The sequence below is a fragment of the Marinobacter antarcticus genome (assembly GCF_900142385.1).
GTDB lineage: Bacteria > Pseudomonadota > Gammaproteobacteria > Pseudomonadales > Oleiphilaceae > Marinobacter > Marinobacter antarcticus.
The window spans coordinates 109,730-122,928 of sequence record NZ_FRAQ01000004.1 but is presented as its reverse complement, the minus strand read 5'-3'; the positions used below and the strand labels follow the sequence as shown (position 1 = coordinate 122,928).

Annotated in this window: 11 protein-coding genes; 8 read left to right on the top strand and 3 right to left on the bottom strand. The window is 57.1% G+C overall.

The genetic code is table 11. The features are described from left to right. The first annotated feature begins 188 nt into the window (after positions 1 to 188). The 4 genes from BUA49_RS15880 (at position 189) to BUA49_RS15865 (ending at position 5,146) form a co-directional block, all read left to right on the top strand. Positions 189 to 842: an ABC transporter ATP-binding protein gene (locus BUA49_RS15880; protein ID WP_072799367.1), complete on the top strand. Its 654-nt coding sequence runs from the start codon at positions 189 to 191 to the stop codon at positions 840 to 842. Continuing rightward, entirely contained in the window at positions 832 to 3,417 is a 2,586-nt protein-coding gene (locus BUA49_RS15875) for an ABC transporter permease (RefSeq protein ID WP_072799365.1), read from the top strand. The genes BUA49_RS15880 and BUA49_RS15875 overlap by 11 nt, the downstream gene beginning before the upstream one ends. A 266-nt stretch (positions 3,418 to 3,683) precedes the next feature. Then, positions 3,684 to 4,526, top strand: a complete 843-nt coding sequence (locus BUA49_RS15870) for a cytochrome c oxidase assembly protein (RefSeq protein ID WP_072799363.1) — start codon at positions 3,684 to 3,686, stop codon at positions 4,524 to 4,526. After that, positions 4,523 to 5,146 (top strand): SCO family protein, encoded by a 624-nt coding sequence (locus tag BUA49_RS15865; RefSeq protein ID WP_072799362.1) that lies wholly within the window; start codon positions 4,523 to 4,525, stop codon positions 5,144 to 5,146. The genes BUA49_RS15870 and BUA49_RS15865 overlap by 4 nt, the downstream gene beginning before the upstream one ends. 76 nt (positions 5,147 to 5,222) lie before the next feature. On the opposite strand, the gene BUA49_RS15860 is transcribed toward BUA49_RS15865, so the two are convergent. Together BUA49_RS15860 and BUA49_RS15855 are read right to left on the bottom strand one after the other, a co-directional pair. After that, positions 5,223 to 5,945 carry a J domain-containing protein gene (locus BUA49_RS15860; RefSeq protein WP_072799360.1) on the bottom strand — a complete coding sequence of 241 codons (723 nt, stop codon included), beginning with the start codon at positions 5,943 to 5,945 and terminating at the stop codon, positions 5,223 to 5,225. A gap of 46 nt (positions 5,946 to 5,991) precedes the next feature. Then, a complete protein-coding gene (locus BUA49_RS15855) occupies positions 5,992 to 6,687 on the bottom strand; it encodes a hypothetical protein (RefSeq protein ID WP_072799358.1) in 696 nt (231 codons plus the stop codon). A gap of 211 nt (positions 6,688 to 6,898) precedes the next feature. Here BUA49_RS15855 and BUA49_RS15850 point away from each other — a divergent pair, with 211 nt between their 5' ends. The 3 genes from BUA49_RS15850 to BUA49_RS15840 all read left to right on the top strand — a co-directional run bounded on the left by BUA49_RS15850 (position 6,899) and on the right by BUA49_RS15840 (position 10,671). Next, positions 6,899 to 7,642, top strand: a complete 744-nt coding sequence (locus BUA49_RS15850; protein WP_228704521.1) for a PPK2 family polyphosphate kinase — start codon at positions 6,899 to 6,901, stop codon at positions 7,640 to 7,642. 221 nt (positions 7,643 to 7,863) lie between these two features. Continuing rightward, on the top strand, positions 7,864 to 8,820 hold the full coding sequence (locus BUA49_RS15845) for a 1-phosphofructokinase family hexose kinase (protein WP_072799356.1): 957 nt from the start codon (positions 7,864 to 7,866) through the stop codon (positions 8,818 to 8,820). 81 nt (positions 8,821 to 8,901) lie between these two features. Next, entirely contained in the window at positions 8,902 to 10,671 is a 1,770-nt protein-coding gene (locus BUA49_RS15840) for a diguanylate cyclase (protein ID WP_072799354.1), read from the top strand. Between the two features lie 111 nt (positions 10,672 to 10,782). Here BUA49_RS15840 and BUA49_RS15835 read toward each other — a convergent pair whose 3' ends face one another. Next, a complete protein-coding gene (locus BUA49_RS15835) occupies positions 10,783 to 11,421 on the bottom strand; it encodes an SDR family oxidoreductase (RefSeq protein ID WP_072799352.1) in 639 nt (212 codons plus the stop codon). Positions 11,422 to 11,744: 323 nt separating this feature from the next. On the opposite strand from BUA49_RS15835, the gene BUA49_RS15830 reads away from it, so the two are divergent. Further along, positions 11,745 to 13,178, top strand: a complete 1,434-nt coding sequence (locus BUA49_RS15830) for an aldehyde dehydrogenase family protein (RefSeq protein WP_072799350.1) — start codon at positions 11,745 to 11,747, stop codon at positions 13,176 to 13,178. Positions 13,179 to 13,199 lie beyond the last annotated feature (21 nt).

Sequence of the window (13,199 nt, the reverse complement as noted above, 5' to 3'; positions counted from 1 at the left end):
CATCTTCGAGATTGCCACGCTCAATTGCACACCCTTCTGACATCCGGCATACTTTTTTTCAAAGCTACTCAGCGGTTCAGAGTCAATCTCAATTTTAGCTAATTATGGCGGTGGCAAACAGCGCATTCTGCTGTGCGAGCGACACCCCTTAATCATGAAAAGGAACCTCTGTGTCCACCAGCGTCCAAATGAGCGACATTTATCTCACCTACCCGACAGAGTCAGGTACCGTCGCGGTGCTGAACAACGCGTCACTCAAGGTTCCACCTGGTGAGACACTGGCGATTACCGGCCCATCCGGAAGTGGAAAGACCTCCCTGCTTCTGCTTCTCTCCGGTCTTGAGCATCCAGACAAGGGCGAGATCCAGGTTGGTAGCCAGCGCCTTGGCGACATGGATTCGGATGCGCTCGCCGACTGGCGCAGTGAGCACCTTGGCATCATCTTCCAGTCATTTCATTTGCTACCGGGCCTCAGCGCACTTGGCAACGTCAGCCTGCCGCTTGAAATTGCCGGACAGGCGAGCGCCCGTGAGCGCGCCCTTGCCATGCTGGAGGCGGTTGGGCTAAGCCATCGGTTGCAGCATTATCCCGGACAACTCTCCGGTGGTGAGCAGCAGCGTGTAGCCATTGCCAGGGCGCTGGTGCATCAGCCAAGCCTTCTGCTGGGCGATGAGCCAACCGGCAACCTGGACCAGGAAACCGGCGAGAAGGTGCTTTCGCTGCTGTTCGACCTGCATAAGGAAAGCAAGTCCACGCTGGTGCTGGTTACCCACGATGAACGCGTTGCACAGCGCTGTCAGCACCGGGTCAGGATGGAGGGTGGGCGCCTCTATGAAATCTGAAACATCCGCCAGGCCTCTCTGGATGCTGAGATTCGCGATCTCCGATCTCCGCTCGCGCATCTCCGCACTCAAGGTTTTTCTGGCCTGCCTCATACTCGGCGTTACCCTGGTGGCCGCCACGGCCAGTCTCTACCGGGTTATCGAGCAGAGTCTGCTGGCCGATACCCGCGCCCTGCTGGGTGGCGACGTCGAGCTGGATGCCAGTGAGCCACTGCCGGATGAAGTGCTTGAATGGGTTCGTGCGACTGGCAGTCTCTCGCTGGTTCGCGAGCTCGACACCATGGTCAGTGGTGCGAGTGAAGACGATGGCGCAAGCTTCGTGAGAGCCGAAATACTGATCCCTGATGCGGCCTATCCTCTATACGGCGAGCTGCAACTGACGCCGGACCAACCACTGTCGGAGCTCACGGCACAGAAAGATGAACGTTGGGGGGCCATCATTGACCCCTTGCTTGCTGAACGTCTGGGCCAGTCCATTGGCGATCAGATTCAGATTGGCGCAGCCACCTTTCGCATCAGCGGCCTTATTCAGGCGCAGCCGGATCGCAGCCTGAATGCCAACTGGCGCGGCTTACCGATCATGATTTCCGAAGCGGCGGTGGAGGCAACGGGGCTGATCCGGCCAGGCAGCCGCATCGACTACGAATACCGGGTGCAGACCGACCGAGACCTGAACGTCTGGCTGGATGAATTCGAGCAGGCCTTTCCCGATACTCGCTGGGATACCACAACCTTTGCCGAGCGCAGCGAACGCCTGTCCGAGCGGCTTGACCAGGTTGCAACGGCGCTCATTCTGATCGCTTTCACGACGCTGTTCATTGGCGGTCTGGGTGTCGCCAACAGCATACATGCCTATCTGGATGAAAAGCTTGGCACCATTGCCACACTGCAGACGCTGGGCTTACGGCGCAGGCCCCTGGTGGGCATTTATCTGCTACAGATCGGCATACTGGGCAGCCTTGCCGGCCTCATCGGCGGTGGCATCGGATTGGGAATGTCCACCGTGGCCATTGGTCTGGCCGGCGATGCCTTTGCGCTGTCCGGATCTGACAATGCTGGCCTGGCTGGCCAGTGGATAGGCCTTTGGGTCGTACCCTTGCTCCTGAGCTGGCTGTTTGCGGTGCTGACCGCCTACGTCTTCGCGCTACCGGCGCTGGCCAGAGCACTTGCGGCCTCACCGGCAGGGCTGTTCAGAGGCCAGGTTCAGGCGGCCCGTCATGAGCCTCGCAGCTGGCGAATCGCCAGCTATCTTCTGCTGGCTGTCTATATCGCGGCCACTCTGTTCTGGCTGCCCTCCCCGCAACTTGGATTCATGTTCCTGTTGGTTGTCGTCGTGCTCTGGGGCTTGCTGGAAAGTGTGATCAAGGGCTTGCAACGCGCTGCCAAAGCGCTGGAAAACGGTGGCTTTGCCGATCGACATTTTGCCCGGCGGCTGGCGCTGGCCAATCTCCACAGGCCAGATTCGCCGTTGCGGGCAACGCTGCTCTCACTGGGTACGGCGCTGACACTGGTGGTGGCTTGCACCCTGCTGGTAAGCACCCTCCTGCGAGCGCTGGAATCGACGATACCGGCCGAAGCACCGGCCCTGATTCTGTATGAGGTTTTCCCTGATCAGATTGAACCGCTCGAGTCTGGCCTCAAGAAGCTTGATCCTGCCAGCCGGACCGAGCTTCTGCCCTTGGTTCGCGGCCGCCTGGCCAAGATCAACGAGGAGTCGATCGCGGATGTTCTGGCGAACAATTCGCAAGCCAGACGCGAGGCCATGGGTGATGAATACAAGCTCAGCTATCTGTCGGGGAACCCGGAAGATCTCGAGCTGGTCAGAGGCAGCTGGTGGTCGTCTCCGGCGCCAGAGGGACAGCCCGCCTTCATGGCTATGGAGGATCGGGAAGCCAACCAGCTCGGCTTGACGGTCGGCGACCGAGTAGAGTTTATGGCCGGGGGCCGGCCGATTGCCGCTGAAATCAGAGCCATCTACCGGCAGAAAGGTCTTCAGACCCGGTTCTGGTTCGAGGGCGTTCTGCAGGATGGCGCACTGGACGATTTGATTGGGCGTTACGTCGGCGTTGTTTACCAGAGTGACCCAGCCGCAAAAAGGTCACAACAGTGGCTGGCCAGAAACATTCCGAATGTGATTACGCTGCGCACCGCCGACTGGCTAGAGACAGCCGGTGATCTGCTCAACAAGGCGGCTGCCGGCCTTGCTGCCGTTGCCCTGGTCAGCCTCACAGCAAGCCTGCTGGTGCTGTCCAGCGTAGTCAGCGTCAGCCGCAGGCGACAACTCTATGAGGCCAATCTGCTGCACTGCCTCGGCGCCAGGCACCGGGCTATCCGGCTGTCCATGCTGCTGGAAACAGGGTTACTGACCTTGCTCTCTACGGTGTTCGCGACAGCACTCGGGGCACTGATCGCGCTGCCATTGGCAACCATGTTGCTGAAACTACCGGCAGGAAATCTGTGGTGGATTGGCGCGCTGGTTGCGGCGGCGGTGAGTTCACTCGCCCTGCTGGGCGGCCTGCTGCCAACACTGCGGGCCCTGCGGTTGAATCCGGCCCTGTTACTACGCGAGGGCTGAGTGGATAGCAACACGAGTGCGCTACGGCCTGGATGCACATGATTTTAAAGTAGAATCAGGATTCACCCTGACCCTTTGCGGTAGCCGTGCTCTAGCCAATGCGTCAATGCAGTTTGACGCAGCGATAGCAGACTTTGCCCGGGGCCTTCTTTATTGGATGCCTGCCTTGCCCCACGAATGATGGTAGGCTTGGGGTGCCTGTCCTTACAACACGGCCCCTACCACACTACTCCCTGGTTCCGCGCCAGAGCTTTAAGGCACGCCCGATGTCCATTACAGACTACCTGACACCTTATGATTTTTCGCCAGCGACAATATTGGGCTGCTTGCTGGTGCTGGGGTTCTATGGTTACGGGCTGCTGAAAATGCCTGAAGACAATCGGCCTGGTAGCGGTCGGATACTCGTGTTCGTGGTGGGCGTGATGATTTGCTACGGTGTTATGCAAACCCGATTTGATTACTACTCTCAATACATGTTCTTCGTTCACCGGGGCCAGCACCTGATTCTTCACCACCTGGGGCCGATCCTGATCGCACTCTCCAATCCCCTGCCGGTGATGCGCTTTCTCTACAGCCGGATCAAGCCCGGGACAAGGCAGGCACTGTCCCCTCTGGGCTGGGTTTACCGGTTCCTGCAGCACCCTGCTATTGCATCTTTCTTGTTCATAGGGCTGATTTACTTCTGGTTATGGCCGCCCATCCACTTTAATGCCATGCTCAGCCGCAACCTATACTGGATCATGAACTGGAGCATGCTGCTGGATGGCCTGCTGTTCTGGTGGCTTATCTTCGACCCGCGCTCGCCGGTGTCCGGTGATGCCCTAGGGTATGGCAAGCGGATCCTGCTGCTGGCCCTGGTGGCGATTCCGCAGATAATCCTGGGCGCCACCATCGTTTTCTCCCGAAGCATGGTTTATGACGTCTACGAAGTGTGCGGTCGTGCCTGGCCGATGGCACCGGAGACGGACCAGCTCCTGGGCGGGCTGCTCACCTGGATCCCTCCTGCCATGATGAGCGTTCTCGGCATACTGATCATCCTTCGCCGCGCCATGCGGGAAAGCGGTAAGATACCCCCCTATTCCGAAAAGCTGAAGGCAACCCATTCATGAGTATTCAGTTCCATTTACGCCTGCCAAGAATGCTGCCGATCACTGTCGTAGTCACCGCAGCGATAATCCTGGCCGGCTGTTTCGGCGACGACAAATCCTGGCGCGGCAAGGACATCAGCGGGCTGATGCCGGAACTGGCCTTCGAGCTGACAGACACATCCGGCGATACCGTGACTGCTAAGAAAACCGATGGTGAGATCCGGATGCTGTTCTTCGGCTTCACCTCCTGCCCCGACGTCTGCCCCGCTACCCTCCAGAAGCTGTCCCGCGCCGTTAAGGACATGCCTGACCAATGGCAGGACGACACCCGGATTATCTTCGTCAGCGTTGACCCTCAAAGGGACACGCCGGAACGGCTCAAAAGCTATGTGGCTTTCTTCAGCGAGAGAGCCATCGGCCTCACCGGTGAAGAAAAAGCGCTGCGGGAGCTGAGTAAACGCTACCGCACCACCTTTGGCTACGACGATCCGGATGCGGAGGGCAACTACAACGTGTCGCACAGTGGCGCCGTCTATGTATTCGACCGCAACGGAAATGCTCGCCTTCTGTTCAAACCTGACCTGAGTGTTGAAGACATCCGGACAGACCTGGTTGCATTGGCTAAGGAAACCAGAACTTGACATTGAGATCCTCCAATCCGAGTCACCCTTCGTCTGATAGTTGGCACTTCAGGATCGGCAACTGCAGGTCGGCTCCTTAGCTCAGAAGACGCTCTTTGGCTTCATTAACACGGGCAGCCAGGTAGTTACTCCCACCACGGTCCGGGTGTATTTTCTGCATCACCCGACGGTGGGCCTGGACAATCTCATCCCGGCTGGCACCAGCCTCCAGCCCCAGGATATCCAGGGCTTCGTTCTCGGTCAGGGCGCCGCCACTGCCTGAATTTTCACGTTCACTTTCCCCCGCACTGTCATCGCCCGCCGGGTCGTCAGTGCGCCAGGAATCTCCAAAACGGCGGTCCAGATAGGTTTCCAGAAGCCTGGCGGAATCCTCGTCGTGGTCCCGGCAATACTGCAATAATTCGATGAATTCACCCTCGCCCAGATCCGCCAGCGCCCGCCCGGCCATGGGGCCTTTCAATATCTCACCGCTCATAGTTCCGGAGTCGTGGTCCAGGGTCATATTGAGGATATCGCTCGAAACATGAGATTGGTTGCCCGGTTTCGCGCTTGCTTCGCCTGAGCCCGGCATCCGACCCATCAGCAAGGATGGCAACACACGGCGCAGCAGGGGAAACAGGAAAACCAACAAGGCCAACAAGACCTGCAAACGGCCGGTAACGGCCAGAACGATCGCCATCAGGATACCGGCAATCGACACCAGCTTGAGGATGGCCGGTTTTTGTTGGCCGGGCGGCTGGTTGCGTAGCCAGACCCAGGCAACAACCGCCATTATGACAACCAGAAGCGTTAGTGGCACTCGGATACTCCGGGCCAAATGGCCCACCGGTTGATTGAAATAAGCGCTATCTGAGCTGTTGGGTCAAACGCTTAACCTCCGAGGAGCTGCGGTTGGAATAGTCCTGCAGTGCCTTGGCCCCCCCGGACGCATAGACCGCAACAGCGGCCATAAGATCCTTAAGCACCTGCGGGCTGTTGCGATCAAAGGGTGCATAGGCACCCCCCGATAGTTTGCTCACCTGCTGGAACACCGCCCTGGCGTGTGCATCGGCTCCCTCATGAAACATAAACACCGGGGTTCGCAGCATGCCCAATTCCCCGGCAATATGGCAGAGCTCGTCCACAGGCTCCTCACAAAAATCCCCGATAAACACCACTGCCTTGACTGCCTTTGCACGGGTCTCTTTCCGGGCGTGCGCCAACACCCTGCTAATCTGGGTACGTCCGCCCAGACAGGAAACACCGTTCATCAGGTTAAGCAGCTGGCCGGTCTCGCTGACAAACTCCGTGGCCTTGAATTCCCCAAAACCGCGGTAGTAGCAAAGCTGAATCGCCAAGCCGCCCAAATCCCTGGTCGCCAGGAAAAGCTCACTCTGCAAGTGGCAAGCCTGATCCCAGGTAGCATCCCGGCTGGCAGTGGCATCCAGGGCGAAAATCAACCGGCCTCGCTCGCCACCCTGCTTAGGCAGCTTGCGGACCTGATGGATAAACTGGTCGATCGACTGTTTATCAGACTTGGTACGGAGCTCTTTGTCGGACATATGCTTGTGCTAACCGCCTCGCCCTGCCAATGTATTATTTCAAGTTTAGGGGAAAGACTACGCGATTCAAAGGTCCCGCGGGGCGGATACCTCTGAACCTTGTGGACGTTACCTTTTCTTGATCCTGCACAAACGCCGCCTAAAGAAACAGCGCGAAGATAGTTCGATCCGCGCTGCAGGGAAAGCACCGAGGATCTGGAGTGCACTGCCAATGAAGATGAAGCTCGATACTACTCAATTCCGCGTAAAAGAGGGGCATGCGGTGAACCTCGGCCAGTGGCCGACAAGGGTTGATCCCTTTTACACATCCAAGAAGGACTATAAAAAGCGACTCCAAAGCCAGGTGTCTGAGTTGAGTGACCTCCAACAACTACACTATGCCTCTAATCGCTACGCGATGCTGCTGGTTTTCCAGGCGATGGATGCAGCCGGCAAAGATGGCGCCATTCGCCACGTGATGTCCGGCGTCAATCCGCAAGGCTGCCAGGTTTTCAGCTTCCAGCACCCCAGCGCCATGGAACTGGACCACGACTTTCTCTGGCGCACGAATAAGGCACTGCCGGAGCGCGGCCGCATTGGCATTTTTAACCGCTCCTATTACGAGGAAGTGCTTATCGTGCGGGTGCATAAGGAAATCCTGCATAGCCAGAATCTTCCGGATGCATTACTCAACGAAAACACCATCTGGCGGGACCGGCACCAGTCCATCGTCGACATGGAAGCGCACTTGCACCGCAACGGCACGCGCATCTGCAAGTTTTTCCTGCACCTTTCCAAAGAAGAGCAACGCCAGCGATTCCTGGACCGCATTGATGATGCTGATAAAAACTGGAAATTCAGTATGGCAGACAGTGAAGAACGGAAATTCTGGGATGACTACATGAGGGCCTACCCAAAAATCACCCCCGAACGCCGGCGCGAACTAAAACAGATACGCAAAACGCTATCCGACTGACTGGCGAGAACACCAAAGGAAAATGGTCAGCATGGACCCCAAGGCTTGGAGGCTGGATTAATCTGGCCAGCGCCTGGTGGGCGGGATGCGTATTGATTAGGGTCAAGCATTGGGTAATACCTGGGACCGGGCAATGTTAAAGGGGCGTCAGCGGTATTATGATGCCATTACATCCTCCCGCTGATTGGCGTCGGCAGACCGTCGCCACCCAGGAGCACTTGATGGTCGACGCTTTCACACAACTGCCCGTGGCCGTTTTAAGCCTGAATCCGGCTGTTGATATCACCTATGAAATCCCCAAGCTGATTGCTGACCAGAAGGTTCATGCTCTGAATTCCCGTTACGATCCCGGCGGTAACGGGATCAATGTCGGTCGCGGCCTCAAACGACTTGGGGTGCAAGCCTGCACCTTCTGTGTTGTCGCCGGCGAAATCGGTCGATTCCTGCGCCATCAGCTGGATGCACAGCTGGATCAGGTCAGTTATCAGGAAGTGGATGGCGAAACGCGGATCAATGGCACCATTCTCGAGAGCCTGACAGGTGCCCAGTTTGAGGTCAGTGGTGTCGGCCCTGTGGTGTCGACCGCACAATGGGAACATTTGCTCGACCAATTCGTGACCCATTGCAGTGAGGGGCTGGGGGTTATTACCGGCTCGTTACAACGGGGCTTGCCGAAGGACCTTTACGCCGAAGCGGTAAGTCGGGTGCGGGCAGCCGGGGGGCGCGCGGTCGTCGACTCTCATGATGAGCTGCTGCGGCATGCGATCGAAGCCCAACCTTTCCTGATCAAGCCCAACCGTTTCGAATTGGAAGCCCTGGTCGGGCAGCCTCTGACGAATCAGCGGGCTATCGTTCGGGAAGCTCGCCGGTTGCAGGAGCGGGGCGTGACCTGCGTCTGCGTCTCCATGGGAGCTGAGGGTGCGTTACTGGTGACGTCGTCAAGTGTTCTGAAGGGGGAAGCGCCTTCCGTCCCCGTAATCTCCACGGTCGGCGCCGGTGATTCGATGGTGGCTGGCATGGTGGGGCTATTGGCGCAGGGCGCGTCGGACCAGGACGCGTTACGTGAGGGCATTGCCTGCAGTGCGGCGACGGTGATGCAGCCGGGGACCGAGTTGTTCGATAAAGAAACGGTCGATCGGCTGCGTGGTGAGGTTCGGGTGACGCTGCTTTCGCTGTGAACGGATAAAAATGACTGGGTATTGCAGGTCGCAGATTTGCCTACAACCTAAACAGAACGACATTAACGGATGAACAGTTAAGTGCGACGGCATTGGCCCCTCATTTTCCTTCTGACCATTGCGAACCTGACAGCGTACGCTCTGGCCGAATCAACTCATGACGACGGATCAGTGCCGCTCATTGACGTTCGAACCGTCTACCAGAGCACAATGGTCGATCAGGTGGCATTTCTCGCTGAACAAGGAGAGGTGCTCTCCGTTGACGAGGTTCAGTCCCTGATTCGCAGGAATCCCGCTGTCCTGAAGCGCCCGGAGACCAGCGTATTAGTTAATGGCATCAATTCCGGTGCGATCTGGCTGGTAGCGAATGTTCTCAATCCGACCGATGACACCATTTTGCGGCGCGTGTCCGTCAGAACAGGCTGGCTGGAAAAGGTCGACTTCTTTTTCATCACAGAAGACCGGCAGACACAGCACTTTATCGGCGGCGATCGTGTCCCGCTGGATGAGCGCTCCCTCGCCAAACGCATACCCAGTGCCGATTACCCGTTTCCGTCCGGCGAGACACTGCTGTTGCTGCGGATTGAGACAGCGGACCCAATGGTGGTGCCACTCTATTTTTCCAGTATTGCCGACAGCCATAGTCGAGAGCTGTCAGAGACGGCGCTCTACAGCTTCGTCTACGGCGTCATGTTTGCCCTTGCTGCCTATAATCTGATGCTGTTCGCCGGCCTTCGGCAGCGGCGTTATCTGTTCTACTCGCTTTACACAGGCAGCTTTGTGGCCACGACGGCGTCCTACAACGGTATCGGAATGGCCCTGCTCTGGCCCGAAGCGGTGGGCTGGCAACAGTGGGCGCCACCTCTGCTGATGTTGTGTTTCGCCAGCTCCGGCCTGGCGTTTGCGACGAATTTTCTGAACACCCAACGCCACCGACCATGGCTCCACAGAATCATCCAGACAATCGGCGTGGCTTATTTCGCGCTCTTAGTTGCCTGTTTCGCCTTAGACGAACAGGGCCTGGCGCTGCGCCTGGCATTCCTGGTTGTGCCTCTGTTCAGTGTACTGATGCTGTACATGGGAGTGTCGAGCTGGGTGAGTGGTAACAAGTCCGCACGCTATTTCATGTTGGGCACACTGGCCTCCGCTGCTGGTGCTTCGACGACGGCCTTGACGGTCATCGGCATGATTCCTTATACCCAGCTGGGCTACTACGCCGTGGACATCGGTATGGTAGTGGATGCCATACTGTTGATGTTGGCGTTGGCCGATCTGGCTCGTAAAAACGAAGAGGCCAGAATAGCAGCAGAGCAAAAGGCCCAGACTGATCTGCTGACCGGCCTGAACAATCGGCGCGGTTTTCTGCCTGTCGCTGAATCACTATGGAGTCTGGTCACGCGCAAGAACAGAAACATCTGTGTGGCTATGATCGATATTGACCATTTCAAGGACATCAATGACCAATATGGCCATGCCGTCGGCGACAGGATGTTGAAGATAATTGCCGACGAGCTTGATAAATCCCGGCGCCTCGGCGATCTCCTGGCCCGCTGGGGAGGTGAGGAATTCACTCTTTTGCTGCCGGAAACGGACGAGGCGGAAGCCCTCAAAGTGGCCGAGCGTTTCCGCCAAAATATCGAGCAGCTGGTGGTCAATGACCGCGGCAGGGCGATCCGATGCACCATCAGCATCGGTGTCGCCAGCCGCCACTCTGAAGATGTCACCCTGGATCAAGCTATTACCAGGGCCGACGAGGAACTCTACCAGGCCAAGCTTCAGGGGCGCAATCGGGTCTCCGCTGGCCGCACATCGGACGAGCCCGAGAGCCTTCGCGCCAACCGTCAACAATAACTGACCTCAGCGTTTGCGCTATAACCAGTCAAGTGTTGCACATAATTTTCGGCATCGCCTGGTTCGCAATGATGTGGTTTGGCGTAATGACGGTCACGGAACTTGTGAGCTTTACAGTTTTGCCAGTGCGTCAGCTACTGGCGTATCACCAGACACCACATAAAAAACCTGGTCGGCGGTCGTATCCGCATCCAGCGCCGCCAGCAGAACGCGGGCAACATCCTGCCGTGGAATCTTACCGAAGTTCTCCTTCCCCGCACTGACCGCAACCTTGCCAGTACCCTCGTCATTGGTAAGCTGACCCGGGCGAATAATGGTGTAGTTCAGGCCGCTGCTTTTCAGATGCTCATCGGCATTGTGCTTGGCTCGCAGGTAATGACGAAGCTTTTCAGGCCCGTTATCCGGCTTCTCGGCACCCATACTGCTCACGATGATAAAGCGCTTTATGCCCATGGCCGCAGCAGTATCGATCAGACGGATGGCACCATCCTGATCCACATCTGTGGTTTTATCCGGCCCGGTATGAGGGCCTGAGCCAGCGGCAAAGATGACAGCGTCGCAGCCCTTCATAGCCTCGCTGCAATCTTTTTCCAGATCACCCAGCACGGTTTCAGTGGCGCCCAGTTGCTGCAATTCCGGGCCCTGATCCGGGTGCCGGACCATGGCCCGTGCCTCGTGATCGCTGTTGGCCATTTCCCGCAACAGGTGTTGCCCTATCTGTCCGTTGGCTCCTGCAATGAACACATGCATGACGAGTCTCCTGATTGGCTATTTCTAATGGTTACAGTCTTTAGATCAGTGCAACACACGCTCAATTCAACCCGTGCCCTCCCGCTTTACATAAAATAATGCCTAAGCACTTGCAGCACGACCATCAGCCCTCACCGCGGCACCGGATTTCAGGGCATAGGCCTCGGGGCTGGAACAGACAAAACATCTGTAGCTGAACTCTGTTATTTCCCGGTCAAAATACTTTACGAGAGGGTGTAAGCGTTTATCTAACCTTTCCGGTTCAAGCTGCACAAGCCGCGAATCTGTTACCATAATTCAAATTTCCAACAAAGAGCTGAACCATGATGGATGCAACCAAGTTTTACATTAATGGGAAGTGGGTCAAACCAGAGGGAACCCAGCACCTGGAAGTCATCAACCCTTCTGATGAGAAAGGATTTTCCACGATCACTCTGGGCTCACAGGCTGATACGGATAACGCTGTCACTGCTGCAAAAAGAGCATTTCCGGCCTGGTCGGCGTCTACCAAAGAGCAACGTGTTGAGCTGCTCGAGCGCTTATTCGAAACCTACAAGGCGCGTGCGGAAGAGATGGCTCAAACCATCAGCCAGGAAATGGGCGCACCCATTGATCTTGCGAGAAGCGCACAGGTTGGCGCCGGTGCGGCCCATCTGAAAAACACCATCCGGGCCCTGAAGTCTTTCAACTTCGAACACCCCCTTGGTGACCACGCACCAGACAACATCATCCTGCACGAGGCGGTAGGTGTCTGTGCGCTGATCACACCCTGGAACTGGCCGATGAACCAAGTGATGCTTAAAGTAGCTCCGGCACTTGCCGCAGGCTGCACGGTGGTTCTCAAGCCGTCTGAGATCTCGCCCCTGTCGGCGATGCTTTTGGCAGAAATGATTGATAGCGCGGGCTTCCCGGACGGCGTTTTCAACCTGGTCAATGGCGATGGTGCAGGCGTTGGTTCGCAACTCTCCAAGCATCCGGATATTGATCTGGTCAGCTTTACCGGCTCAACCCGCGCAGGCAAAGCAATCACCATTGCAGCAGCGGACACCCTGAAGCGAGTCGGTCTGGAGCTGGGCGGCAAAGGCGCTAATATCATCTTTGCTGATGCCGATGAAAAGGCAGTAACCCGTGGCGTACGCCACTGCTTCGCTAACTCAGGTCAGTCCTGCAACGCACCCACGCGAATGCTGGTGGAAAAGTCAGTTTACAAGCAGGCCGTTGAAACCGCTGCGATGATCGCCGGTAAAACCGACGTGGGCCACGCAGGTAGCGAAGGCCGTCATATTGGGCCGGTAGTCTCCAAGCAACAGTTCCTGAAGGTTCAGGCGTTGATCAAACAGGGTATCGAGGAAGGTGCCACGCTGGTGGCCGGCGGTGAAGGACGGCCAGAAGGTTTTGAAAAGGGTTATTTCGTGAAACCAACGGTTTTCGCGGATGTTACACCCGGCATGACCATCTGGAGCGAAGAAATCTTCGGTCCGGTTCTGGCCATCACGCCTTTTGAAACAGAAGATGAAGCTATAGAGCTGGCTAACGATACTCTCTACGGGCTTACCAACTACATCCAGACCTCCGATAAAGAGAAAGCCCGCAGGCTCGCCAGGCAGGTCAGATCCGGGATGGTGGAAGTTAACGGCAAGTCGGGATCGGCTGGCTTCCCATTCGGCGGTATGAAACAGTCCGGCAATGGCAGCCGCGAAGGCGGCGTCTGGGGCCTGGAAGAGTTCCTGGAAGTTAAATCCGTGACTGACTGGTAACTCGATACTGCGATTAGTATA